This is a genomic window from Burkholderia pyrrocinia (assembly GCF_001028665.1).
In the GTDB taxonomy this organism is placed as follows: Bacteria; Pseudomonadota; Gammaproteobacteria; order Burkholderiales; family Burkholderiaceae; genus Burkholderia; species Burkholderia pyrrocinia.
In genome coordinates, this window is sequence record NZ_CP011503.1 from 249,591 (window position 1) to 273,272 (window position 23,682).

Consider the following 23,682-nt stretch of genomic DNA (forward strand, 5'->3'; position numbering starts at 1 on the left):
GTCTCTCCTCTGTCGACCGGAGTTAGTGCTTCAGCACTTACTCCGGTCCCATGCAAAGCGGTCGGCCGGAACGGGCGGTGTGCCGCTTGTCCGGCCTCATGCATGCGCCGACCATCTCGTGAATGGCCGGCATGGTCACTCGCCGACTCGCCGGCGATATACGTAAGTCGAATCGTTCGACGCAGCCGCGTCGAACACATAGCCTTCCGTCGCGAATTCCTTCAGCGCCTTCGGCTCGGTAATACGGTTCTCGACGATAAAACGTGCCATCAGGCCGCGCGCACGCTTCGCATGGAAGCTGATGATCTTGTAGCGGCCGCCCTTCCAGTCCTCGAACACCGGCGTGATGACGGGTGCGGCCAGCAGTTTCGGCTTGACCGACTTGAAGTACTCGGTCGACGCGCAGTTGACCAGCACGCGCGCCGCGCCGCTGCGCGTCTCGAGCTGCTCGTTCAGCGCCCGCGTGATGCGGTCGCCCCAGAACGCGTACAGATCCTTGCCGCGCGCGTTCGCGAAGCGCGTGCCCATCTCGAGCCGGTACGGCTGCAGCAGGTCGAGCGGGCGCAGCAGCCCGTACAGGCCCGACAGCACGCGCACATGCTGCTGCGCGTAGTCGAGATCGGCGGGCGACAGCGATTTCGCGTCGAATCCTTCGTAGACGTCACCGTTGAACGCCAGCACGGCCTGTTTCGCATTGGCCGGCGTAAAGGTCGGCGACCAGTCCGCGTAGCGCTGGAAGTTCAGGCGCGCGAGCGGATCGGAAATATCCATCAGCGTCGCGATGTCCTGCGGCGACAACTTGCGCAGGCCGTCGATCAGCTCGGACGCGTCGTCGACGAATGCAGGCTTCGTGTAAGACTGGACGTGCGCGGGCGTATCGTAGTCGAGGGATTTGGCGGGAGAGAGAACGATTATCATAGAGGCTCGCTGGCACGCCGTGCCTTGCGGTCAGACGAAAACCACCGATTGTAACGAATGACCCGCTCTCTCGCCCCGCACGCCGCGCATCGCGTCGTGCTCGACTCGAACGTCTGGATCGACATCCTCGTATTCGACGACCCCGCTACGCGCCCGATCCGTGCTGCACTGGAACGCGGCGCGCTTGCCGCCGTGATCGACGGCCGCTGCCTGACCGAACTCGAATACGTGCTCGATTATCCGCAGTTCCAGGCGCGTGCGATCGACAAGGCCGCCGCGCTCGCGACCGTCGCCCGCCTCGCGAGCCTCGTCGAGCCGCCGCCCGTCGATGCCGACGCGCCGCCGCTGCCGAAGTGCAAGGACCGCGACGACCAGAAGTTTCTCGAACTCGCCCGCGCCGCGCAGGCCGAGTGGCTCGTCTCGAAAGACCGTGCGCTGCTCAAGCTCGCGAAGCGCACCGCACGCGACTTCGGCTTCCGGATCGCGCAACCCGCGCCGTTTGCCGAGGCCTGCGCGCTCGACGCCGCGCCGCCCCCCCCTGCCACGCCGGCCTGACGCACACGCCATCACCCGATTTCGACCGTATCGATGAACGCTCCTTCAGACATGCCAACGACTCCCGTTTTCCCCTCGCGCCTGCCGAACGTCGGCACGACGATCTTCACGGTCATGAGCGCGCTTGCCGCCGAAAAAGGCGCCGTGAACCTCGGCCAGGGCTTCCCGGATTTCGATTGCGATCCGCGCATCGTCGACGCGGTCGCGACCGCAATGCGCAACGGGCACAACCAGTATCCGCCGATGGCCGGTGTCGCACCGCTGCGCGACGCGATCGCCGACAAGATCGCGCACGTCTACGGCCGGCGCTACGATCCGGCCACCGAGATCACGGTGACGGCCGGCGCGACGCAAGCGCTGCTGACGGCAATCCTGTGCGCGGTGCATCCGGGCGACGAAGTGATCGTCGTCGAACCGACCTATGACAGCTACCTGCCGTCGATCGAACTCGCAGGAGGCAAGCCGGTATTCGTCACGCTGGAGGCGCCCGACTACGCGATCCCGTTCGACCGTCTCGCAGCCGCGATCACGCCGAAAACGCGCATGATCCTGATCAACACGCCGCATAACCCGACGGGTACCGTGTGGCGCGAGGCGGACATGCGCAAGCTCGAGGAGATCGTGCGCGGCACCAACGTGCTGATCCTGTCGGACGAGGTCTACGAGCACATGGTCTACGACGGCGCGCGCCACGAAAGCGTCGCACGCTATCCGGAACTCGCCGCACGCAGCTTCATCGTGTCGAGCTTCGGCAAGACCTATCACGTGACGGGCTGGAAGGTCGGCTATGTCGCGGCGCCTGCCGCGCTGACCGCGGAATTCCGCAAGGTCCACCAGTTCAACGTATTCACGGTGAATACGCCGATGCAGATCGGGCTCGCCGATTACCTGCGCGACCCGGCACCGTACCTGTCGCTCGCCGGCTTCTACCAGAAGAAGCGCGACTTCTTCCGGGACGGCCTCGAGCGCACGCGCTTCAAGCTGCTGCCGTGCACGGGCACGTACTTCCAGTGTGTCGATTACTCGGCGATCAGCGACCTGCCCGAAGCAGAATTCTCGAAGTGGCTCACGTCGGAAATCGGCGTGGCCGCCATTCCGGTGTCGGCGTTCTATCACGAGCCGCACGAATCGGGTGTCGTACGTTTCTGCTTCGCGAAGCAGGAAAGCACGCTCGCATCCGCACTCGAACGGCTCGCTCGCCTGTAGGTCCAGCGCGGGCGGCCACGCGCCGCCCGGCCGGAGAATCGCGCTTACGAACGCGCGCCGCTCGTCGCCTCGACATACGCCTTGCGTTCGGCTGCCACGCGCTGCGCGGCAGCACGCTCACCGACCTTCTTCGCGTGAGCCTTCCAGTCGATGCCCGCATCGAGCAGGAAGTCGCGTCCGAACACGGCCTTCGTCGCCATCCCGATGACCGGCAGATGGATCGATGCAGCGATGTCCGCGAGGCTGAACGACGCGCCGAGCACATACGGCGAAAACTGCGTCATCTGCTTGAACGCATCGATCGCGCGCGGCAGGCGCTTCTCGACGTGCGCCTTCATCCCGTCGCTGACCTTGCCGCCGAAAAACGCTTCCGTATAGACCTCGCGCGCCATCCATTCGAGATACAACTCGAGCGTTTCGACCAGTTCGCGCACCTTCGCCGCCGCGAACGGCTCCGCCGGAAAGATGGCTTTCTCGGGATAGCGCGCCGCCAGGTACTCGATGATCACCTGCGACTCGAACAGCGCGCCCTCTTCGGTCCTCAGGAACGGAATCTTGCCGAGCGGAGAATCGGCGAGCTGGGCCGGATCGCTGATCGGCAAACCGCACACCGACTCCTCGAACGGGATGTCGTGCTCGAGCAAGACGAACTTCACCTTGTTGTAATAGTTGGACAACGGAATACCGCACAGCTGTAGCATCGGAGTCTCCTTCCTTGCGAGAGCGCGGCCGCGACGACGCCGGCCGCATCGGGATTCGTCGCGCTGAAAAGCACGTTCGTGCTAGTCTAAAACAAGTTTTGCGTTCGTCACGACAACATTACATCCGCTGCGGCAGCAGCGCTGCCTGTCCACGCAACACGTTCGGCGCCGCAGCGGCGCCATCCGATGGAGACACGCTCGCATGAGTGCTGAACTGCTGGCCTCGCGTCCGCCCGAGAGCGATTCGACGCTCGTCCTCACGCTATCCAATCCCGGCGCGCGCAACGCGCTGCATCCCGACATGTACGCGGCCGGTGTCGAAGCACTCGCCACCGCCGAGCGCGATCCCGGGATTCGCGCGGTCGTGCTGACGGGCGCAGATCGCTTCTTCTGCGCAGGCGGCAACCTGAACCGGCTGCTCGACAACCGCTCGAAGGATCCGTCCTACCAGGCCGACAGCATCGATCAACTCGGCGCATGGGTGACGGCGATTCGCGAATCGACGAAGCCGGTGATCGCGGCGGTCGAAGGTGCCGCGGCCGGCGCGGGCTTTTCGCTCGCGCTCGCATGCGACCTGATCGTCGCCGCGCACGATGCGAAGTTCGTGATGTCGTACGCGCGTGTGGGCCTGACGCCCGACGGCGGCGGCTCGTGGTTCCTCGCGCGCGCGCTGCCGCGTGCGATCGCGGCCGAGATCCTGTTCGAAGGCAAGCCGGTCGCGGCCGAACGCCTGCATGCGCTCGGCGTGGTCAACCGGCTCGCCGTGCCCGGCGCAGCGCTGACCGACGCGCTGGCATGGGCCGATGCGCTCGCCGGCATCTCGCCGAACGCGCTCACGCGCATCAAGTCGCTGCTCGACGACGCGGCGACGCAGCCGCTCGAACCGCATCTCGGCACCGAGCGCGATCATTTCGTCGCCTCGCTGCACCATGCGGACGCGCTCGAAGGCATCACCGCCTTTCTCGAGAAACGCCAGCCCCGCTACAAGCGCTGATCAGCGTCGGTCGACGAGGACCGTCCGGCGACGATCGTGCAGGCGCTGGACGCCGGACGTCGCGCGTGCCCGATGGCGGAACTGGCGCGGCAGTACGCACAAAAAGTGCGCCAGAGTAAGGCGCGCGCAATGTCGGCGACGATCTCCCGCTCGGCTGCGCGTACACCTGCGCACGCACGTTTCCGTCGCCAGCAGTCCGCGTCGATCCATGCTCTAATGGCCGCCTGTCGCGGCGCGCTGCCTGCGCCGTTTTCGCGCATGCAACCAAGGAGTTGACGATGATCGACGTCTATAGCTGGGCGACCCCGAACGGCCACAAGGTGCACATCATGCTCGAGGAAACGGGCCTCGCCTATCGTGCCCTTCCGGTCGATATCGGTGCGGGCGACCAGTTCAAGCCCGAGTTCCTGAAGATCAGCCCGAACAACAAGATCCCGGCGATCGTCGATCCGGACGGCCCCGGCGGCCAGCCGATCTCGTTGTTCGAATCGGGCGCGATCCTGATCTACCTCGCGGAGAAGACCGGCAAGTTCCTGCCGACCGATCCGGCCGCGCGCTATGCGACGCTCGAGTGGCTGATGTTCCAGATGGGCGGTGTCGGCCCGATGCTCGGGCAGGCGCACCATTTCCGGTTGTACGCGCCGGAGAAGATCGAGTACGCGTTCAACCGCTACACGAACGAAGCGAAGCGCCTGTACAACGTGATGGAAAAGCGCCTCGGCGAATCGGAATATCTCGCGGGCGACGCGTACACGATCGCAGACATAGCGACGTTCCCGTGGACGCGCTCGTGGCAAAACCAGGGCATCGTGCTCGACGAACTGCCGAACGTGAAGCGCTGGCACGAGGCGATCGCCGCACGGCCGGCCGTACAGCGCGGCGTCGAAGTACTCGCATCGATGCGCAAGGCACTGCAGGACGACAAGGCACGTGAGGTACTGTTCGGCGCGACGCAATACGCGAAACACTGACACGCACGTGAAGCGCGGTGCGGCATCCGTGCATGCCGCACCGCGCTTCAGAAGTAATGCAGCGTGATGAATTCCGCCGCACAGACCAGCAGCGGCGCGTCGGGACGTTCAGCCTGCATCGACACCGACCACGTCACCTGCACGCCGCCCTGCGCGGCCTCGGCGGTTTCCTTCACCGCGAACAGCGCGCGCACGCGCGCACCGACCGGCACCGGCTTCAGGAAACGCACGCGGTTCAGTCCGTAGTTCACGCCCATCTTCTGCTCGAAGCGCATCGCGTCGGTCATCAACGCAGGAATCAGCGACAGCGTCAGGAACCCGTGCGCGATCGGCCCGCCGAACGGCGACTCGCGCCGCGCGCGTTCGGGATCGATGTGAATCCATTGATGATCGCCGGTCGCGTCGGCGAAACCGTCGACGCGTTGCTGGTCGATCGCGACCCAATCGCTCGCGAGCGGCCCCTCGCCGACCCGCGCGTGCAGCGCCTGCGCCGATGCGATCAGCGGCAATGTCACGTCGGTCATGCGTTCGGGCCTCCCGGATGGCGCAACCCGAAGATCACCTTGGTGTGCACGGTGATCACCGTCTCGCCGCCGCCGTTCACACCGATCCACTCCGTCGACACGATGCCGCGATCGGGCTTGCTCTCCGAAACGCGCTTGTCGTGGACTTTCTGGTACATCGTGATCGTGTCGCCGGAACGCACCGGCTTCAGCCAGCGGATCGAGTCGATGCCGGGCGAGCCCATGCTGGTCGAGTCCGACCCGAGCTTCTTGATGAGCAGGCTCATGAACACCGAACACGTATGCCAGCCGCTCGCGACCAACCCGCCGAAATGCGATGCTTTCCCGGCTTCCTCGTCGAGGTGAAACGGCTGCGGGTCATAGCGTTGCGCGAACGCCTTGATGTCGTCGGGTTGGAACGTGTAGCGGCCCACTTCGGTGGTACTGCCGACCACCAGGTCTTCGTAACTGATGCCCACTCTGTGTCTCCTCGTTGGCGCACTCGCGCGTTCCCTTCATGCGGCGTCGGTCTGCGCGAAATCGGGCAGCGCCGCAATGCGGGCAAGATGATGATCGGTGTCGCCGAGCGTCGTCTCGATGATCGACAGCCGCTTGAACAGGTGCGCGGCGGCGACCTCGTTGGTCACACCCATGCCGCCGTGCAACTGGACGGCCTGCTGGCCGACGAAGCGTGCTGCCGCGCCGACGCGCGCTTTCGCGGCCGATACGGCCTTGCGTCGCGCATCGGCATCGCCGCTCGCGTAGCGCACCGCGGCCAGATACGTCAGCGAACGCGCCTGCTCGGCATGGATCAGCATGTCGACCATCCGGTGCTGCAGCGCCTGGAAACGCGCAATCGGCACGCCGAACTGTTCGCGCGTCTTCGTGTATTCGACCGTCGCGCGATTCAGTTCGTCGAGCGCGCCGACCGCTTCCGCGCACAGCAGGAAAGTTGCGTAATCGGCAATCTGCTCGAGCGCCGCCGCGTCGCGCGCGCCGCCCGTCAGCAGCCGGGCCGGCGTTTCGTCGAGCTCGATCGTCGCCGCACGCTGGCCGTCGATCGTCCGGTAGTCGGTCACCTTCGCGTTCGCCGCATCGCGTTCGACGACAAAGAGGCCGATGCCGCCACCGTCGACGCGCGCAGGCACGATCCACGCGTGCGCCTGTGCGCCGTGCTGAACGACCGACTTGGTGCCGGTCAGCCGGTAGGTGCCGCCCTGCTCGCGTGCAAGCGTGTCGAGCTCGAACAGGTCGTAGCGCGCATGCGGTTCGTGGAACGCGACCGCCAGCCGCTTCTGCCCCTGCGCAACCGCCTCCAGCAGCACGGCATCGTCGCCCGCGCCTGAGCCGGCGATGCGCAATGCCTCGACGCCGACCGCCGTTGCCCAGTACGGCTCGATCACGAGCGCGCGGCCGAGCTCCTGCATCGCAACCAGCATGTCGACCGGGCCACCGCCGAAACCGCCCTGTGCGTCCGGCACGGGCAACGCGGTCAGTCCCAGTTCGGCGAACGCGCCCCATTGCATGTCCGACACGCCCGTATCGCTGTGCACGATGGCCTGACGCGCATCGAAGCCGTATTGCTCGTCGAGATAACGGCGCAGCGCGTCGGCGAACTGCCGCTGCTCATCGGTAAAGCTGAAATCCATGGTCGTCTCCGCTCCCGTTCCCTGATCACAGACCCAGAATCATCTGCGCGATGATGTTCTTCTGGATCTCGTTCGAACCGCCGTAGATCGACGTCTTCCGGTAATTGAAGTAGTACGCGGCAAGCGGCGCCGCATCGTCGTCGCCCGCGATGCTGTGCTCGCGCTGGCCGTCGAGGAACGGTACGTCGAACGGCGCGGCGAGCGGGCCGATCGCGTCGAACATCAGCTCGGTGAGCGCCTGCTGCACTTCGGTGCCCTTGATCTTCAGCATCGACGCCTCAGGGCCCGGCCCCTTGCCGCTCGTCTCGCGGCTGACGACGCGCAGCACCGTCACCTCCAGCGCCATCAGCTCGACTTCGAGCGCCGCGACTTTCGCGGCGAACACGGGGTCGGCGAGCAACGGCTTGCCGTTCTTGCGCTGGTTCGACGCCACGCGCTTCAGGAACGCGAGCTCGCGCTTCGACGCGCCGACCCGTGCGATGCCGGTGCGCTCATGGCCAAGCAGGTATTTCGCGTAGGTCCAGCCGCGATTCTCGTCGCCGACGAGATTCTCGACCGGTACTTTCACGTCCTCGAAGAACACCTCGTTGACCTCGTGGTCTTCGTCGAGCGTGATGATCGGACGCACCGCGATGCCGGGCGTCTTCATGTCGATCAGCAGGAACGAGATGCCCTCCTGCTTCTTCGCGACCGGATCGGTGCGCACGAGGCAGAACATCATGTCCGCGTATTGGCCGAGCGTCGTCCAGGTCTTCTGGCCGTTGACGACGTAGTGGTCGCCCCGGCGCTCGGCGCGCGTGCGCAACGACGCGAGGTCGGACCCTGAACCCGGCTCCGAGTAACCCTGGCACCACCAGTCGGAGCCGTCGAGGATGCGCGGCAGATAGTGGCGTTTCTGCGCTTCGCTGCCGTATTTCATCAGCACCGGTGCGACCATCGACACGCCGAACGGCAGCACGGTCGGCGCACCGATCCGCGCGCACTCCTCGTCCCAGATGTGCCGCTGCGTCGCGTTCCAGCCCGGGCCGCCGTATTCGGCCGGCCACGCAGGCGCGGACCAGCCGCGCTGGCCGAGAATCCGGTGCCAGCTCGCGAAATCCTCGCGGTCGAGTCGTTTGTGATCGAGTACTTTGACGCGCAGTGCGTGAGGCAGGTTGGCCTCGAGCCAGGCGCGGACGTCGACGCGGAACGCGTCGTCGGCGGGGGAATAATCCAGATCCATGCGCAGTGTCTCCTGTCGACCGGAGTTAGCGCTTTAGCGGTTACTCCGGTCCCATGCAAACGCAGTCCGCGGCCGTCCGGCCCGGCAAGGAACCCCTGCGTACGTCATTGCAGCGGTTCTTTCAGCGCGGCTGGAATCGGCAGCGGCATCACGTCGATGCCTTCTTCGACCAAGGATTGCGCATCTTCCGGCGTCGTGACGCCACGGATGCTGCGTGCCGGCGCCTCGTTGTAATGGATGCGCCGCGCTTCCTCGGCGAAGCGCTCGCCCACGTTCTCGGTCTTTTCCAGCACCTCGCGCAGCGCGCGCATCACCTGCGCTTGCAGCGCACGCGGATCGGCCGGCTGCGCCTGCGTCGCGCCCGACAGGTTCAGGCGCGGCGCCGACGGCAGACGGTTGACCTCGGTCGCCCCGCACACCGGACATTCGACAAGCTTGCGGGACAACTGCGCTTCGAATTCATCGGCGGAAGCGAACCAGCCTTCGAACCGATGACCGTGCGGGCACTGTAAATCGAGGACCTTCATGCTGAATCAGGGCGTGTGACGAGTGTAGCGCAAAAAGCGGTTTTGTGAACGACCGTGCTAAATCTCGATCGAGCGGCGCGAAGGCGCCGCGTCATTGGATTGTAACGCGGCGCCCCACCCGCCGCCGACCCCACGCTCAGGGCGTCAGGACCGGCCCGAGCGGCCAGGTGCCGGACAGCACCTTGTCGAGCCACATCGTGCCGATGATCGTCTTCACGTCGGAGATCTGGCCCGTGCGCACCCATTCCTGCAGGTCGGCTTGCGTGGCGATGAAGGTTTCGAGGAATTCGCCTTCGTCGAGCCTGCGCTCGCCGGCCGTCAGCCCGCGCGCGAGGTAGAGGTCGATGAATTCGGTCGAATAGGAAATGATCGGGTGAATGCGGGCCAGGAACACGTATTCGCGCGCCGTGTAACCCGTTTCTTCGCGCAGTTCGCGTATCGCGCACGCAAGCGCGCCTTCGTTCGGATCGAGCTTGCCGGCCGGGAATTCGGCCATCACCTTGCCGATCGGGTAGCGGTACTGGCTTTCCATCAGCACGCGGCCGTCGTCGAACAGCGGGATCACCATCACCGCGCCCGGGTGCTGGACGTATTCGCGCGTGGCCTTTTTGCCGTCCGGCAACCGGACGGTATCGCGCTTGAGCTTGAGGAACGCGCCGTCGAAGATCGCCTCGCTTTCGAGGCAGGTTTCGGTCAGTGCGGCGTCGTGATTGGGTAGTTCGGCCATCGGCGGCTCCAAGATTGAGCGCGACGGACGGCCGGAGCCGTCAGCGTCGTTTGACGAGATACTGGAACGTGAAGCCGGGAAACGCGAACACGATGAAAAGACTGAACGTGATCGCGTAAAACTGCCAGCCCTGTTCGAAGCGGTTGCCGGCGCGCGACTCGAGCCAGAAGCCGAGCGCGCCGACGATGAAGTACAGCACGATCAGCTCGCCGATCCGCACCCACGCACTCTTCTTCGCCGCGCCGAACGGCACGACGGCGAAGAGGCGTTGGTTCAGGAACGGCAGGTTGGCGCACACGAGCGCCAACAGCACGATAAACCAGCCGGCTGCCGACATTACAGCGGCAGCGTGTGACGGATCGCCTGCAGGCAGGCCGTCAGCAGCGGGCTCGGGATCAGGCCGAGCACGACGACCGCGAGGCCGTTCAGCACGAGGATCGTGCGCTTGCAGATATCGCCCGAGATCGGCGTCGAATCCTGCGGTGCATCGAAGTACATCAGCTTCACGATGCGCAGGTAATAGAACGCGCCGAACAGCGACGTGATCACGGCCAGCACGGCCAGCCACGTGAGGCCCGCGTTGACGGTTGCCTCGAGCACGGCGAGCTTCGCGTAGAAGCCGACGGTCGGCGGGATGCCTGCCAGCGAGAACATCATGACCATCATCACGAACGCGAACACCGGGCTGCGCTTGTTGAGGCCCTTGAAGTCGTCGATCGTTTCCGCTTCGAAATCGCGGCGTGCGAGCAGCATCACCACGCCGAACGAGCCGAGCGTCGTGATCAGGTAGACGATCGCGTAGAACATCGCCGAGCTGTATGCGTTCGCCGGTGCCGCCGCGTCGCCCTTCACGATGCCCGCGAGCAGGCCGAGCAGCACGAAGCCCATGTTCGAGATCGCCGAGTACGCGAGCATCCGCTTGATGTTGCGCTGGACGATACCCGTGATGTTGCCGACGATCAGCGACAGCGCGGCGAGGATCACGAGCGCGGTCTGCCAGTTCTGTGCGAGCGGCAGCAGGCCCATCACCAGGAAACGCAGACCCCACGCGAATGCGGCAACCTTCGGGCCGCCGCCGACGAACAGCGTCATCGCGGTCGGTGCGCCCTGGTAGACGTCCGGCACCCACATGTGGAACGGCACGGCGCCGAGCTTGAACGCGATACCGGCGACGATGAAGATCACGCCGAACATCAGCACGGCTGCGTCGGTGTTGCCGCCGACCGCCTTGTACACCTCGCTCAGCTCGAGCGAGCCGGTCGCACCGTAGAGCATCGAGATGCCGTACAGCACGAAGCCCGACGCAAGCGCGCCCAGCACGTAGTACTTCATCGCGGCTTCGCTCGACTGCGGGGCATCGCGGCGCAGCGCGATGACCGCATACAGCGACAGCGACATCAGTTCGAGGCCGAGGTACAGCGTCAGGAAGTTGTTGCCCGACACCATGACCAGCTGCCCGAGCAGCGAGAACATGCCGAGCAGGAACACGTCGCCGCGGAACATGTCGCGATCTTCGAGGTACTTGCGCGAATAAACGAGCGAGACCGCGAAACCGAACGACACGACGGCCTTCATCATGCTCGCGAACGAGTCGACGACGACCATCTTCGAGAAGAAGTAGTACTGCTGCGGGTCGAGTGCCTGCACCGCGAACCACACGCCGGCGACGACCGACGATACGACCGCGATCAGATAGGTCAGGCGGCGGCCGGAAGCACCGGTAAAGGTGTCGTTCAGCCATGCGACGACGATGGCGGCCATCACCAGCGCGTCAGGCAACAGGACATTCATAGGGGCGTTTTGCATGATCTTGATTTCCTCCGCTCGCGATTACTGGGCCAGCGGCAGCTTGGACTGCGCGACGTGGGAGAGGAGGTTTTCCACGGAAACGTGCATCACGTCCGTGAAAGGCTTCGGATACAGGCCCATCAGCATCGTGAACGCGGCAAGCACGGCCAGCATCAGGAATTCGCGACGGCCGATGTCCTTCAGCTTGGCGACGTGATCGTTCGCAACCGCGCCGAAGTACACGCGCTTATACATCCACAGCGTGTATGCAGCGCCGAGGATCAGCGTGAATGCCGCGCCGAATGCGATCCAGAAGTTGTACTGGACGGCTGCGAGAATCACCATGAACTCGCCGACGAAACCCGACGTACCCGGCAGGCCGCAGTTGGCCATCGAGAACAGCATCGCGAATGCCGCGAACTTCGGCATCACGTTGACGACGCCGCCGTAATCGGCGATCTCGCGCGAGTGCACGCGGTCGTACAGCACGCCGATGCAAAGGAACATCGCGCCCGACACGAAGCCGTGCGAGATCATCTGGATGATCGCGCCTTCGACGCCGAGCTGGTTGAAGATGAAGAAGCCGAGCGTGACGAAGCCCATGTGCGCGATCGACGAATAGGCGACCAGCTTCTTCATGTCGGCCTGCACCATCGCGACGAGGCCGATGTAGATCACCGCGATCAGCGACAGCGTGATCACGACGGGCGCCAGGAAGTGGCTCGCGTCAGGCGTGATCGGCAGCGAGAAGCGCAGGAAACCGTACGCGCCGAGCTTCAGCATGATCGCAGCCAGCACGACCGAACCGCCCGTCGGCGCTTCCACGTGCGCGTCCGGCAGCCAGGTGTGCACCGGCCACATCGGCACCTTCACCGCGAACGCAAGGAAGAACGCGATGAACAGCAGGATCTGTGGCGTCATCGCGATCTTCGCGTTCTGCCACGTCGCGAGGTCGAACGAGTGCGTTTCCGTGTACAGGTAGATCAGCGCGACCAGCATCAGCAGCGAGCCGGCCAGCGTGTACAGGAAGAACTTGAACGCCGCATACACGCGGTTCGGGCCGCCCCACACGCCGATGATGATGTACATCGGGATCAGGGTCGCTTCGAAGAACACGTAGAACAGCAGGCCGTCGGCCGCCGAGAACACGCCGATCATGATCCCGGACAGGATCAGGAACGCAGCGAGGTACTGCGACACGTGCTCGGTGATCACTTCCCAGCCCGCGATCACGACGATCACGGTGATGAGCGCGGTCAGCACGACGAACCACATCGAGATGCCGTCGACGCCGAGGTGATACGAGATGTTGAAGCGCTCGATCCACGTCGACTGCTCGACGAACTGCAGCGCGGCCGTGCTCGCGTCGAAGCCGGTGACGAGCGGAATCGTCACGGCGAGGCCGAGCAGCGAGCCGATCAGCGCGAGCCAGCGCGCCGGCCCCGGATTTTTGTCGTTACCCACCGCGAGCACGAGGAGGCCGAAAACGATCGGCAGCCAGATCGCGGTACTGAGAATCGGAAAAGCGTGCATTGTTCTTGTCCCCTCGCCTTATTTGCCGCCGAGCGTTACAAACAGGGTCAGGAGCCCCAGCATGCCGATGATCATGGCGAACGCGTAGTGATAGATGTAACCGGATTGGAGGAAGCGGATCACGCCGGCGAACCAGCCGATGAACCGGGCGCTGCCGTTGACGAGGCCGTCGATCACCACGACATCGCCCTCTTTCCACAGGCCGCGGCCGATCGCGACCGAGCCCTTGGCAAACACCACCTCGTTGATCTTGTCCATGTAGTACTTGTTGTCGAGCAGCGTGTAGATCGGGCCGAACGCGCGGCGGATCACGGCAGGCAGCTCAGGACGCTTCAGGTACAGGAACCACGCGACCACGACGCCGGCGATCGCGAGCCACAACGGCAGCGTCGTCAGCGAGTGCAGGCCCATCGCGGCCCAGCCGTGGAATTCCTTGCCCAGCTCTTCGAGGCCCGGGTGGTTTTCGCCGATGAAGATCACCTTGTCGAATGCCACGCCATGTTCGAAGAAGCTGCCGTACAGCATCGGGCCGATCGCGATCGCACCGACGATGACCGACGGAATCGCGAGCAGCACGAGCGGCAGCCACACGACCCACGGGGTCTCGTGCGGTTCGTGCGCGTGGTCGTCGTGACCATGGCCGTGATCGTCGTGGCCGTGATCGTCGTGACCGTGCGCGGCCGCCATGCCCATCGGCGATTCAGGATGCTTCGGGTTGCGGAAGCGCTCTTCGCCGTGGAACACGAGGAAGTACATGCGGAACGAGTACAGCGCCGTGACGAACACGCTCGCGACCACTGCGAAGTACGCGAAGCCCGAACCCGCGAGATGCGATTCCTTCACGGCCTCGATGATCGAATCCTTCGAGTAGAAACCCGAGAAGAACGGCGTGCCGATCAGTGCAAGCGAACCGATCAGCGACGTGATCCACGTGATCGGCATGTACTTGCGCAGGCCGCCCATGTTGCGGATGTCCTGGTCGTGGTGCATGCCGATGATCACCGAGCCCGCGGCGAGGAACAGCAGCGCCTTGAAGAACGCGTGCGTCATCAGGTGGAACAGCGCGACCGGGTACGCGGACACGCCGAGCGCGACCGTCATGTAGCCGAGCTGCGACAGCGTCGAATACGCGACCACGCGCTTGATGTCGTTCTGGATGATGCCGAGGAAACCCATGAACAGCGCCGTGATCGCGCCGATCACCGTGACGAACGACAGCGCGGTGTCCGACAGCTCGAACAGCGGCGACATGCGCGACACCATGAAGATGCCGGCCGTCACCATCGTCGCCGCGTGAATCAGCGCCGAGATCGGGGTCGGGCCTTCCATCGAGTCCGGCAGCCACACGTGGAGCGGGAACTGTGCCGATTTACCCATCGCGCCGATGAACAGGCAGATACAGGCGACGGTCAGCAAGCCCCAGTCGGTGCCCGGGAAGTGCAGGCTCGCGAGCTCCGCGCGCTTGGCGAACACTTCGCCGTAGTTCATCGAGCCGGCGAATGCGAGCAGCAGGCCGATGCCGAGCAGGAAGCCGAAGTCGCCCACGCGGTTCACGAGGAACGCCTTCATGTTCGCGTAGATCGCGCTCTCACGCGTGAAGTAGAAGCCGATCAGCAGGTACGACACCAGACCCACCGCTTCCCAGCCGAAGAACAGCTGCAGGAAGTTGTTGCTCATCACGAGCATCAGCATCGAGAACGTGAACAGCGAGATGTACGAGAAGAAGCGCTGGTAGCCGTCTTCTTCCGACATGTAGCCGATCGTGTAGATGTGCACCATCAGCGACACGAAGGTCACGACGACCATCATCATCGCGGTCATCGAATCGACGAGGAAGCCGACTTCGAGCTTCAGCGAGCCGACCCGCATCCATTCGTAGATGGTCGCGTTGAAGCTCGCGCCGCCCATCACGTCGACGAAGACTTTCGCCGACAGGAGGAACGCGATCATTACGCCGAGGATCGTGATCCGGTGTGCGCCCTTGCGCCCGACTGCGTTCCCGAACAGCCCCGCAATCAGCGAGCCGGCCAGCGGAGCGAGCGGAATCGCCAGCAGCAGGTTTTCATTGAGTGTCGTTGACATAACAGCGTTGCCTGAAATTAACCTTTGAGCTGATCGAGATCCTCGACATTGATCGTGTCGAGCTTACGGAACAGGGTCACCAGAATCGCGAGGCCGATCGCGGCTTCCGCTGCGGCGACCGTCAGCACGAAGAACACGAAGATCTGGCCGTGCACATCGCCGAGGTAGTGCGAGAACGCGACGAAGTTGGTATTCACCGCCAGCAGCATCAGTTCGATCGCCATCAGGATGATGATGATGTTGCGGCGGTTCAGGAAGATCCCGACGATCGCGATCGCAAAGAGGATCGCGCCGAGCACGAGGTAGTGAGCAAGAGTCAACATGGTTTTCTTTCCTCCGCTTAGCCGTTGTTGCTCGTACCGGCTTCGCTCTGCGCCGTTTCCGGCTGCGGCTTTTCCGCTTCCATCTTCACGAGGCGCACGCGATCGTTGCGGCGCACCTTGACCTGATCCGACACGCGCTGGCGCTTGCTGTCCTTGCCCTTGCGCTCGGTCAGCCCGATCGCGGCAATGATCGCGACCAGCAGCACGAGACCGGCGATTTCAAACGCGAAGATGTAATCGGTGTAGATCACCTTGCCGATCAGTCGCGTGTTCGACCAGTTGGCCATCTCGCCCGTCGCCATCGCGTGCACCGTTTGGGTGTCGCCGTAGCCGCGCCACAGGATCAGCGCGGTCTCGATCACGATGATCGCGCCGACCACGGTCGCCATCGGTACGAAGCGCTTGAAGTCGCGGCGCAGGTAATCGATGTTGATGTCCAGCATCATCACGACGAACAGGAACAGCACCATCACGGCGCCCACGTACACCAGCACCAGCAGGATCGCGAGGAACTCCGCTTCCAGCAGCATCCAGATCGCGGCGGCGTTGAAGAACGCCAGCACAAGGAAAAGCGCAGACGCCACCGGGTTGCGCGAAGTGATCACCTTCAGCCCTGATACCACCAGGAGCAGCGCGAAGATGTAGAACAGTACGGTCGTGAATTCCATGATTACCGGTTCATCGTTAGGCCATAGTCAGGCGCGGCTTGCGGGACGCCCGCACCCGTCGCGGCGGCTCGGCCCGTTCATGCCGGGCCGGCACTGCAAACACAATCAACGATACGGCGCGTCGGCAGCCTTCGCCGCGGCGATGTCCTTCTCGTAGCGATCGCCCACCGCGAGCAGCATTTCCTTCGTGAAATACAGGTCGCCGCGCTTTTCGCCGTGGTACTCGAGAATCTGCGTCTCGACGATCGAATCGACCGGGCAGCTCTCTTCGCAGAAACCGCAGAAGATGCACTTCGTCAGGTCGATGTCGTAGCGCGTCGTGCGGCGCGTGTTGTCCGCACGCGTTTCCGATTCGATCGTGATCGCCATTGCGGGGCACACGGCCTCGCACAGCTTGCACGCGATGCAGCGCTCTTCGCCGTTCTCGTAGCGGCGCAGCGCATGCAGCCCGCGGAAACGCGGCGAAATCGGGGTCTTCTCTTCCGGGAACTGCACGGTGAACTTGCGCTTGAACGTGTAACGACCGGTCAGCGCGAGCCCTTTCAGCAGCTCGGTCAGGAAGAAGGTCTTAAAGAAGTGTTGGATTGCCGTCATGATTTCGTCCGATTACTTCACCCAGATGTTGAGCGGCGACATCATCCAGAAGCCGACCACGACCACCCAGATCACCGTGACGGGCAGGAACACTTTCCAGCCCAGACGCATGATCTGGTCGTAACGGTAGCGCGGGAACGTCGCGCGAACCCAGATGAACACCGACAGCAGTGCGAAGACCTTCAGCACCAGCCAGAAGATGCCCGGAATGAACGACAGGAACTCGAACGGTGCATCCCAGCCGCCGAGGAACAGCGTCGCAGCCAGCGCCGAGATCACGATCATGTTGATGTACTCGGCGAGGAAGAACAGCGCGAACGCCATGCCCGAGTAATCGATCATGTGACCCGCGACGATCTCCGACTCCCCTTCCACCACGTCGAACGGGTGACGGTTCGTTTCGGCGATGCCCGAGATGAAGTAGACGACGAACGCCGGCAGGAGCGGCAGCCAGTTCCACGACAGGAAGTTCACGCCGTGGCCCGCGAAGAAGCCATGCTGCTGCGAGTTGACGATTTCCGACATGTTCAGGCTGCCGGCCGTCATCAACACGAGCACCAGCGCGAAGCCCATCGAGATTTCGTACGAGACCATCTGCGCCGCGGCGCGCATCGCGCCGAGGAACGCGTACTTGGAGTTCGACGCCCAGCCCGCGAGAATCACCGCGTACACGCCGATCGACGAGATCGCCATTGCGTACAGCAGGCCCGCGTTGATGTTCGCGAGCACGGCCTTGGCCTGGAACGGGATCACGGCCCACACCGCGAACGCCGGCACGACGGTCATGACCGGCGCGATCAGGTACAGCCAGCGGCTGGCGGCGCTCGGCTGAATGACTTCCTTCAGCAGCAGCTTCAGCACGTCGGCGATCGGCTGCAGCAAGCCGCCGGGGCCGACGCGGTTCGGACCGAGACGCACGTGCATCCACCCGATCAGCTTGCGTTCCCACAGAATCAGGTACGCGACGCACAGCAGGATGACGACGGAGACGACGAGGATGCGCACGATTGCCCACACCGTCGGCCACGCAAAGCCGAGAAGCTGGGCTCCGCCCGCGTTGATCGTATCGAACAAGCTCATTTACGCCTTCTCCACCACCAGTTCACCGGACAGGCTGCCGAGCGCTGCGCCGGCAGGCGTCGCCGCCGACACGCGAACGACCGTCTCCGCAAGATTCGCGTCGCGCACGGCCGGCAACTGCACCGCACGCTCGCCCTGGCGCACGCGCACGGCGTCGCCTTCCTTCAAGCCCAGCTTGTCGAACAGCGCGGCCGGCAGGGCTGCGGCATTCGCCGCCTTCGCGGCGGCCGTCAGGTGCAGCGCACCTGCGCGGCGCACGAGCGCGTCGGCGTGATAGATCGGCACATCGGCCAGGCGCTCGAAGCCGCCGTTCGCGGCATTCGCCGCGACGCGTGCCGGCGCGACCGACGTCTGGTTCGACAGACGGCCCGCGACGCCTGCGTCGCCAAGCGCGGCGACACGCACTTCTTCCGCCGTCTCGTATTCGAAGTTCGGCAGGCCGAGCAGGCTGCCGAGCACGCGCAGCACCTTCCAGGCCGGACGCGTGTCGCCGAGCGGGCGCACGACGCCGTTGAAGCTCTGCACGGTGCCTTCCGCGTTGACGAACGTGCCGGCCGTTTCCGTGAACGGCGCAACCGGCAGCAGCACGTCGGCGTAGTCGAGGCCGTGCTTGAACGGCGACATCACGACGACCATCTCCGCCTGGTTCAGCGCGGCAAGCGCCTGTGCCGGATCGGCGGTGTCGAATTCCGGTTCGACGTTCAGCAGCACGTAGCCCTTGCGCGGTTGCGCGAACGCTTCGCGTGCATTCAGGCCGCCTTCGCCCGGCAGCGCGCCGACGACGTGCGCACCGACCGTGTTCGCCGCTTCCGTCAGGAAGCCGAACGTGGCGCCGGAGTTGTCGGCGATCCACTGGGCGACTGCGTGCAGCTTCGCGAATTCCGGATGGCGGACCGCGACGTTGCCGAGCAGCACCGCGCGGCGTTCGCCGTTCGCGAGCGACTGCGCGACCGCCTGTGCGGCCGGCGATGCGGTGACGCCCGCAAGCGTGTCGGGCAGCGCGACGCCGCGCAGTTGCGCGACGGCCGCGGCGATGCCGGCCAGTTCGTCGAGCCATGCCGACGGCGCGGCGACGATGCGCTGCGCGGTCGGGATCAGTGCGTCGTCACCGGTTGCGTGCAGGAAGTGCAGCTTCGCACCGTTCTTCGCGGCCTGGCGCAGGCGGGCGGCGAACAGCGGGTGGTCGCGGCGCAGGAACGAACCGACGATGAACGCGGCGTCCACATTCGACAGGTCGGCGATCGGCATGCCGAGCCACGGCGCGCCCTGGACCGGCGCCGAGAAATCCTGCTGACGCAGACGGAAATCGACGTTCGGCGTCTTCAGTTCCTGTGCGAGCTGCTTCACGAGGAACAGCTCTTCAGCGGTGCTGTGCGCGCTCGCGAGCATCGCCAGCGCGTTCGCGCCGTGATCCGCGGCGATGCCCTTCAGGCCCTTCGCAACGTATTCGAGCGCGGTCTGCCAGTCGGTTTCGATCCACTGGCCGCCCTGCTTCAGCATCGGCTTCGTCAGGCGCTCTTCGCTGTTGAGGCCTTCATACGAGAAGCGGTCCTTGTCCGAGATCCAGCATTCGTTGATCGCTTCGTTCTCGAACGGCAACACGCGCATCACGCGGTTGTTCTTCACCTGCACGACGAGGTTCGCGCCGACGGAATCGTGCGGGCTCACCGACTTGCGGCGCGACAGTTCCCACGTACGGGCGCTGTAGCGGAACGGCTTGCTGGTCAGCGCACCGACCGGGCACAGGTCGATCATGTTGCCCGACATCTCGGAGTCGACCGTCTTGCCGACGAACGTCGTGATTTCCGAGTGCTCGCCGCGGCCCAGCATGCCGAACTCCATCACGCCGGCGATTTCCTGGCCGAAGCGGACGCAGCGCGTGCAGTGGATGCAACGCGACATTTCTTCCATCGAGATCAGCGGGCCCACGTTCTTGTGGAACACCACGCGCTTTTCTTCCGAGTAGCGCGACGACGACTTGCCGTAGCCGACCGCCAGATCCTGCAGCTGGCATTCGCCGCCCTGATCGCAGATCGGGCAATCGAGCGGGTGATTGATGAGGAGGAATTCCATCACCGACTGCTGCGCCTTCACAGCCTTGTCGGACTGCGTGTGGACGATCATGCCGGCCGACACGGGAGTCGCGCAGGCAGGCACGGCCTTCGGCATCTTCTCGACTTCGACGAGACACATCCGGCAGTTGGCCGCAACCGACAGTTTCTTGTGATAGCAGAAGTGAGGAATGTACGTATCCGCCTTGTGCGCAGCCTGGATCACCATGCTGCCTTCGGGCACCTCGACCTTCTTGCCGTCTATTTCAAGTTCAACCATGATGGTGAATGGTCCTTAACCTATTTCCGCCCGTTCGCGCCTTCGCCCGACCGTGCGCTCAAATTCCGCAACCGGGTTCGCTTCAGGCCGCAGCCGCGTGCGCGTGGCCGCCGACCATGCAGTGCTTGTGCTCGACGTGGTACGCGAATTCGTCCCAGTAGTGCTTGAGCATCCCGCGTACCGGCATCGCCGCCGCATCGCCGAGCGCACAGATCGTGCGGCCCATGATGTTCTCGGCAACCGAGTTCAGCAGGTCCAGATCTTCCTGGCGGCCTTCGCCGTGCTCGATACGGTTCACGACGCGATACAGCCAGCCGGTGCCTTCGCGGCACGGCGTGCACTGGCCGCACGATTCCTCGTAGTAGAAGTACGACAGGCGCAGCAGCGAGCGCACCATGCAGCGCGTCTCGTCCATCACGATCACCGCGCCGGAACCGAGCATCGAGCCCGCCTTCGCGATCGAATCGTAGTCGAGATCGGTCTGCATCATGATGTCGCCCGGGATCACCGGTGCCGACGAACCGCCCGGAATCACGGCCTTGATCTTCTTGCCGCCGCGCATCCCGCCGGCGAGCTCCATCAGCGTCGCGAACGGCGTGCCGAGCGGCACTTCGTAGTTGCCCGGACGCTCGACGTCGCCCGACACCGAGAAAATCTTCGTGCCGCCGTTGTTCGGCTTGCCGATCTCGAGGTAATTCTGCGGCCCGATGGACAGCAGGAACGGCACCGCGGCGAACGTCTCGGTGTTGTTGATCGTGGTCGGCTTGCCGTACACGCCGAAGCTCGCCGGGAACGGCGGCTTGAAGCGCGGCTGGCCCTTCTTGCCTTCGAGCGACTCGAGCAGCGCCGTTTCCTCGCCGCAGATGTACGCGCCGTAACCGTGGTGCGCGTGCAGCTGGAACGAGAATTCGGAGCCCATGATGTGGTCGCCGAGGAAGCCTGCGGCGCGCGCCTCATCGAGCGCGGCCTCGAAGCGTCGATACACTTCGAAGATTTCGCCGTGGATGTAGTTGTAGCCGACGGTGATGCCCATCGCGTACGCGCCGATGGCCATGCCTTCGATCAGCGCGTGCGGGTTCCAGCGCAGGATGTCGCGATCCTTGAACGTGCCCGGCTCGCCTTCGTCCGAGTTGCAGACGAGGTACTTCTGCCCCGGGAACTGGCGCGGCATGAAGCTCCACTTCAGGCCGGTCGGGAAGCCCGCACCGCCACGGCCGCGCAGGCCCGACGCCTTGACGTCGGCGATCACCTGCTCGGGCGGAATCTTTTCTTCGAGAATGCGGCGCAGCTGCTTGTAGCCGCCGCGCGCGACGTAGTCTTCGAGATGCCAGTTCTCGCCGTTCAGACCAGCGAGGATCAGCGGTTTGATGTGACGGTCGTGGAGGGACGTCATTTCGAGAGCTCCTCAAGCAGCTGGTCGATCTTCTCGCGGCTCATGAAGCTGCACATTCTGTGATTGTTCACCAGCAGCACCGGCGCATCGCCGCACGAGCCCATGCATTCGCCTTCCTTCAGCGTGAACTTGCCGTCGGGCGTGGTCTCGCCGAAGCCGATGCCGAGCTTCTGTTTCAGGTAGTCGGCAGTCGCTTCCGCGCCGCCATGCGGGCCAAGCTGGCACGGCAGGTTCGTGCAGAGCGTGATCTTGTGCTTGCCGACCGGGTTGAGCTCGTACATCGTGTAGAACGTCGCGACTTCCTGCACGGCGACTGCCGGCATGCCGAGATAGTCCGCAACGAACTGCATCAGTTCGGGCGACAGCCAGCCGTGCTCTTCCTGAGCAACGGCCAACGCCGACATCACGGCGGACTGTTTCTGATCGGCGGGATACTTCGTCAACGCTCGATCGATTTCCTTCAGGCCTTCAGCTGAGATCATTTTCAGACACGACTCTTTCAATTCCTACCGAACGAACAACCTGCCGCACACTGGGGGTGCATGTACGGCAGACCTGGCGCTCACTCTGTTGACAGCTTGCGACGCCGCGCCGGTTCAGCGCGCATCGCGTGCGACTTACTGCTCGCCGCCCGCTCGCGCGGGCCGCGCAACCATTAACGATCGATCTCGCCGAACACGATGTCCTGCGTACCGATGATCGTGACGGCGTCGGCGATCATGTGACCGCGCGCCATTTCGTCGAGCGACGCCAGGTGCGCGAAACCCGGTGCGCGAATCTTGAGGCGATACGGCTTGTTGGCGCCGTCCGACACGAGGTAGATGCCGAACTCGCCCTTCGGATGCTCGACCGCCGCGTACGCTTCGCCTTCCGGCACATGGAAACCTTCGGTGAAGAGCTTGAAGTGGTGAATCAAGTCTTCCATGTTGGTCTTCATGCCGACGCGCGACGGCGGTGCAACCTTGTGATTGTCCGTCATCACCGGGCCCGGATTCTTGCGGAGCCACTCAATACACTGTTTCGCGATGCGGATCGACTGGCGCATTTCTTCGACGCGCACCAGATAGCGGTCGTAGCAATCGCCGTTCACGCCGACCGGCACGTCGAAATCCATACGATCGTACACTTCGTACGGCTGCTTCTTGCGCAGATCCCATGCGATGCCCGAGCCGCGCAGCATCGGGCCCGTCAGGCCCATCTGCAGCGCCCGTTCGGGGCTGACCACGCCGATCCCGACCAGACGCTGCTTCCAGATCCGGTTGTCGGTGAGCAGCGTTTCGTATTCGTCGACGCACTTCGGGAAGCGCGTGAAGAAATCGTCGATGAAGTCGAGCACCGAGCCGCTGCGCGCTTCGTTCATCCTCGCGAGCGCCTTCTCGTTGCGAATCTTCGACGCCTTGTATTGCGGCATTGCGTCAGGCAGATCGCGGTAGACGCCGCCCGGACGGTAGTACGCCGCGTGCATCCGGGCGCCGGACACCGCTTCGTACACGTCCATCAGGTCTTCGCGTTCGCGGAATGCGTACAGGAACACGGCCATCGCGCCGACGTCGAGTGCGTGTGCGCCGATCCACATCAGGTGGTTCAGCACGCGCGTGATCTCGTCGAACAGCACGCGAATGTACTGCGCGCGCTCCGGCACGTCGACGCCGAGCAGCTTTTCGATCGCGAGCACATAGCCGTGCTCGTTGACCATCATCGACACGTAGTCGAGACGATCCATGTACGGCACGGACTGGATGAAGGTCTTGGATTCCGCGAGCTTTTCGGTCGCGCGGTGCAGCAGGCCGATGTGCGGATCGGCGCGCTGGATGACTTCGCCGTCGAGCTCGAGCACGAGGCGCAGCACGCCGTGCGCTGCCGGGTGCTGCGGGCCGAAGTTGAGCGTGTAGTTCTTGATTTCTGCCATGACGCCCC

The 23,682-nt window shown here is 64.3% G+C and carries 24 protein-coding genes; 4 read left to right on the forward strand and 20 right to left on the reverse strand.

All coding sequences use genetic code 11. The annotated features are described in order from the left end of the window. Window positions 1-135: 135 nt before the first annotated feature. A complete protein-coding gene (yaaA, locus tag ABD05_RS01145; RefSeq protein WP_047898591.1) occupies window positions 136-918 on the reverse strand; it encodes a peroxide stress protein YaaA in 783 nt (260 codons plus the stop codon). 57 nt (window positions 919-975) lie between these two features. Here yaaA and ABD05_RS01150 point away from each other — a divergent pair, with 57 nt between their 5' ends. Continuing rightward, window positions 976-1,473 carry a putative toxin-antitoxin system toxin component, PIN family gene (locus ABD05_RS01150; protein WP_047898592.1) on the forward strand — a complete coding sequence of 166 codons (498 nt, stop codon included), beginning with the start codon at window positions 976-978 and terminating at the stop codon, window positions 1,471-1,473. A gap of 33 nt (window positions 1,474-1,506) precedes the next feature. Beyond that, entirely contained in the window at window positions 1,507-2,679 is a 1,173-nt protein-coding gene (locus ABD05_RS01155) for a pyridoxal phosphate-dependent aminotransferase (RefSeq protein ID WP_047898593.1), read from the forward strand. Window positions 2,680-2,723: 44 nt separating this feature from the next. Here the strand turns inward: ABD05_RS01155 and ABD05_RS01160 are convergent, their stop codons facing one another. Continuing rightward, window positions 2,724-3,380 (reverse strand): glutathione S-transferase family protein, encoded by a 657-nt coding sequence (locus tag ABD05_RS01160; protein ID WP_047898594.1) that lies wholly within the window; start codon window positions 3,378-3,380, stop codon window positions 2,724-2,726. A 202-nt stretch (window positions 3,381-3,582) separates the two neighbouring features. Here ABD05_RS01160 and ABD05_RS01165 point away from each other — a divergent pair, with 202 nt between their 5' ends. Both ABD05_RS01165 and ABD05_RS01170 read left to right on the forward strand, forming a co-directional pair. Continuing rightward, a complete protein-coding gene (locus ABD05_RS01165) occupies window positions 3,583-4,374 on the forward strand; it encodes an oxepin-CoA hydrolase, alternative type (protein ID WP_047898595.1) in 792 nt (263 codons plus the stop codon). A gap of 278 nt (window positions 4,375-4,652) precedes the next feature. Further along, the gene (locus ABD05_RS01170; protein ID WP_047901024.1) at window positions 4,653-5,345 is read left to right on the forward strand and encodes a glutathione binding-like protein; all 693 of its coding nucleotides are present in this window, start codon (window positions 4,653-4,655) and stop codon (window positions 5,343-5,345) included. Window positions 5,346-5,392: 47 nt separating this feature from the next. Here the strand turns inward: ABD05_RS01170 and ABD05_RS01175 are convergent, their stop codons facing one another. The 18 genes from ABD05_RS01175 to ABD05_RS01260 all read right to left on the reverse strand — a co-directional run bounded on the left by ABD05_RS01175 (window position 5,393) and on the right by ABD05_RS01260 (window position 23,674). Beyond that, window positions 5,393-5,869 carry a MaoC family dehydratase gene (locus tag ABD05_RS01175; protein WP_047898596.1) on the reverse strand — a complete coding sequence of 159 codons (477 nt, stop codon included), beginning with the start codon at window positions 5,867-5,869 and terminating at the stop codon, window positions 5,393-5,395. Further along, window positions 5,866-6,327 carry a MaoC family dehydratase gene (locus ABD05_RS01180; protein WP_047898597.1) on the reverse strand — a complete coding sequence of 154 codons (462 nt, stop codon included), beginning with the start codon at window positions 6,325-6,327 and terminating at the stop codon, window positions 5,866-5,868. Before ABD05_RS01180 ends, ABD05_RS01175 begins: the two co-directional genes overlap by 4 nt. A gap of 36 nt (window positions 6,328-6,363) precedes the next feature. After that, window positions 6,364-7,497, reverse strand: coding sequence for an acyl-CoA dehydrogenase family protein (locus ABD05_RS01185; protein WP_047898598.1), 1,134 nt, complete (start codon window positions 7,495-7,497; stop codon window positions 6,364-6,366). 25 nt (window positions 7,498-7,522) lie between these two features. Beyond that, window positions 7,523-8,719, reverse strand: a complete 1,197-nt coding sequence (locus ABD05_RS01190) for an acyl-CoA dehydrogenase family protein (protein WP_047898599.1) — start codon at window positions 8,717-8,719, stop codon at window positions 7,523-7,525. Window positions 8,720-8,823: 104 nt separating this feature from the next. Further along, window positions 8,824-9,246, reverse strand: coding sequence for a DUF1178 family protein (locus ABD05_RS01195; protein WP_047898600.1), 423 nt, complete (start codon window positions 9,244-9,246; stop codon window positions 8,824-8,826). Between the two features lie 136 nt (window positions 9,247-9,382). Continuing rightward, complete coding sequence (locus ABD05_RS01200; RefSeq protein WP_047898601.1) at window positions 9,383-9,973, reverse strand: NUDIX domain-containing protein; 591 nt, start codon at window positions 9,971-9,973, stop codon at window positions 9,383-9,385. 40 nt (window positions 9,974-10,013) lie between these two features. Continuing rightward, entirely contained in the window at window positions 10,014-10,310 is a 297-nt protein-coding gene (locus tag ABD05_RS01205) for a DUF2818 family protein (protein WP_047898602.1), read from the reverse strand. Further along, the gene (gene nuoN / locus ABD05_RS01210) at window positions 10,310-11,764 is read right to left on the reverse strand and encodes an NADH-quinone oxidoreductase subunit NuoN (RefSeq protein ID WP_047898603.1); all 1,455 of its coding nucleotides are present in this window, start codon (window positions 11,762-11,764) and stop codon (window positions 10,310-10,312) included. Before nuoN ends, ABD05_RS01205 begins: the two co-directional genes overlap by 1 nt. Window positions 11,765-11,803: 39 nt before the next feature. Continuing rightward, window positions 11,804-13,294 carry an NADH-quinone oxidoreductase subunit M gene (locus ABD05_RS01215; protein WP_047898604.1) on the reverse strand — a complete coding sequence of 497 codons (1,491 nt, stop codon included), beginning with the start codon at window positions 13,292-13,294 and terminating at the stop codon, window positions 11,804-11,806. A gap of 18 nt (window positions 13,295-13,312) precedes the next feature. Further along, the gene (nuoL, locus tag ABD05_RS01220) at window positions 13,313-15,376 is read right to left on the reverse strand and encodes an NADH-quinone oxidoreductase subunit L (RefSeq protein WP_047898605.1); all 2,064 of its coding nucleotides are present in this window, start codon (window positions 15,374-15,376) and stop codon (window positions 13,313-13,315) included. Between the two features lie 17 nt (window positions 15,377-15,393). Next, a complete protein-coding gene (gene nuoK, locus ABD05_RS01225; RefSeq protein ID WP_004185739.1) occupies window positions 15,394-15,699 on the reverse strand; it encodes an NADH-quinone oxidoreductase subunit NuoK in 306 nt (101 codons plus the stop codon). A 17-nt stretch (window positions 15,700-15,716) separates the two neighbouring features. Continuing rightward, on the reverse strand, window positions 15,717-16,367 hold the full coding sequence (locus ABD05_RS01230) for an NADH-quinone oxidoreductase subunit J (RefSeq protein WP_047898606.1): 651 nt from the start codon (window positions 16,365-16,367) through the stop codon (window positions 15,717-15,719). Between the two features lie 105 nt (window positions 16,368-16,472). Continuing rightward, on the reverse strand, window positions 16,473-16,961 hold the full coding sequence (nuoI, locus tag ABD05_RS01235) for an NADH-quinone oxidoreductase subunit NuoI (protein WP_009691265.1): 489 nt from the start codon (window positions 16,959-16,961) through the stop codon (window positions 16,473-16,475). 12 nt (window positions 16,962-16,973) lie between these two features. Then, window positions 16,974-18,041, reverse strand: a complete 1,068-nt coding sequence (gene nuoH, locus ABD05_RS01240; protein WP_047898607.1) for an NADH-quinone oxidoreductase subunit NuoH — start codon at window positions 18,039-18,041, stop codon at window positions 16,974-16,976. Continuing rightward, complete coding sequence (gene nuoG / locus ABD05_RS01245) at window positions 18,042-20,372, reverse strand: NADH-quinone oxidoreductase subunit NuoG (protein ID WP_047898608.1); 2,331 nt, start codon at window positions 20,370-20,372, stop codon at window positions 18,042-18,044. Between the two features lie 82 nt (window positions 20,373-20,454). Beyond that, window positions 20,455-21,765, reverse strand: a complete 1,311-nt coding sequence (gene nuoF / locus ABD05_RS01250; RefSeq protein WP_034184889.1) for an NADH-quinone oxidoreductase subunit NuoF — start codon at window positions 21,763-21,765, stop codon at window positions 20,455-20,457. Next, window positions 21,762-22,247, reverse strand: a complete 486-nt coding sequence (gene nuoE / locus ABD05_RS01255) for an NADH-quinone oxidoreductase subunit NuoE (protein ID WP_006756903.1) — start codon at window positions 22,245-22,247, stop codon at window positions 21,762-21,764. The genes nuoF and nuoE overlap by 4 nt, the downstream gene beginning before the upstream one ends. Window positions 22,248-22,420: 173 nt before the next feature. Then, entirely contained in the window at window positions 22,421-23,674 is a 1,254-nt protein-coding gene (locus tag ABD05_RS01260; protein WP_047898609.1) for an NADH-quinone oxidoreductase subunit D, read from the reverse strand. Between the last annotated feature and the right edge of the window lie 8 nt (window positions 23,675-23,682).

Excerpts from the sequence above, each read along its gene's own strand:
- ABD05_RS01205 (WP_047898602.1), bottom strand. The coding sequence starts at position 10,310 with ATGTCGGCAGCCGGCTGGTTTATCGTGCTGTTGGCGCTCGTGTGCGCC.
- ABD05_RS01160 (WP_047898594.1), bottom strand. The coding sequence starts at position 3,380 with ATGCTACAGCTGTGCGGTATTCCGTTGTCCAACTATTACAACAAGGTG.
- ABD05_RS01260 (WP_047898609.1), bottom strand. The coding sequence starts at position 23,674 with ATGGCAGAAATCAAGAACTACACGCTCAACTTCGGCCCGCAGCACCCG.
- ABD05_RS01195 (WP_047898600.1), bottom strand. The coding sequence starts at position 9,246 with ATGAAGGTCCTCGATTTACAGTGCCCGCACGGTCATCGGTTCGAAGGC.
- ABD05_RS01185 (WP_047898598.1), bottom strand. The coding sequence starts at position 7,497 with ATGGATTTCAGCTTTACCGATGAGCAGCGGCAGTTCGCCGACGCGCTG.
- nuoH (WP_047898607.1), bottom strand. The coding sequence starts at position 18,041 with ATGAGCTTGTTCGATACGATCAACGCGGGCGGAGCCCAGCTTCTCGGC.
- nuoN (WP_047898603.1), bottom strand. The coding sequence starts at position 11,764 with ATGAATGTCCTGTTGCCTGACGCGCTGGTGATGGCCGCCATCGTCGTC.
- nuoE (WP_006756903.1), bottom strand. The coding sequence starts at position 22,247 with ATGATCTCAGCTGAAGGCCTGAAGGAAATCGATCGAGCGTTGACGAAG.
- nuoG (WP_047898608.1), bottom strand. The coding sequence starts at position 20,372 with ATGGTTGAACTTGAAATAGACGGCAAGAAGGTCGAGGTGCCCGAAGGC.
- ABD05_RS01190 (WP_047898599.1), bottom strand. The coding sequence starts at position 8,719 with ATGGATCTGGATTATTCCCCCGCCGACGACGCGTTCCGCGTCGACGTC.
- ABD05_RS01150 (WP_047898592.1), top strand. The coding sequence starts at position 976 with ATGACCCGCTCTCTCGCCCCGCACGCCGCGCATCGCGTCGTGCTCGAC.
- ABD05_RS01155 (WP_047898593.1), top strand. The coding sequence starts at position 1,507 with ATGAACGCTCCTTCAGACATGCCAACGACTCCCGTTTTCCCCTCGCGC.
- ABD05_RS01175 (WP_047898596.1), bottom strand. The coding sequence starts at position 5,869 with ATGACCGACGTGACATTGCCGCTGATCGCATCGGCGCAGGCGCTGCAC.
- ABD05_RS01215 (WP_047898604.1), bottom strand. The coding sequence starts at position 13,294 with ATGCACGCTTTTCCGATTCTCAGTACCGCGATCTGGCTGCCGATCGTT.
- nuoK (WP_004185739.1), bottom strand. The coding sequence starts at position 15,699 with ATGTTGACTCTTGCTCACTACCTCGTGCTCGGCGCGATCCTCTTTGCG.
- nuoF (WP_034184889.1), bottom strand. The coding sequence starts at position 21,765 with ATGACGTCCCTCCACGACCGTCACATCAAACCGCTGATCCTCGCTGGT.
- ABD05_RS01230 (WP_047898606.1), bottom strand. The coding sequence starts at position 16,367 with ATGGAATTCACGACCGTACTGTTCTACATCTTCGCGCTGCTCCTGGTG.
- nuoL (WP_047898605.1), bottom strand. The coding sequence starts at position 15,376 with ATGTCAACGACACTCAATGAAAACCTGCTGCTGGCGATTCCGCTCGCT.
- ABD05_RS01165 (WP_047898595.1), top strand. The coding sequence starts at position 3,583 with ATGAGTGCTGAACTGCTGGCCTCGCGTCCGCCCGAGAGCGATTCGACG.
- nuoI (WP_009691265.1), bottom strand. The coding sequence starts at position 16,961 with ATGACGGCAATCCAACACTTCTTTAAGACCTTCTTCCTGACCGAGCTG.
- ABD05_RS01170 (WP_047901024.1), top strand. The coding sequence starts at position 4,653 with ATGATCGACGTCTATAGCTGGGCGACCCCGAACGGCCACAAGGTGCAC.
- yaaA (WP_047898591.1), bottom strand. The coding sequence starts at position 918 with ATGATAATCGTTCTCTCTCCCGCCAAATCCCTCGACTACGATACGCCC.
- ABD05_RS01200 (WP_047898601.1), bottom strand. The coding sequence starts at position 9,973 with ATGGCCGAACTACCCAATCACGACGCCGCACTGACCGAAACCTGCCTC.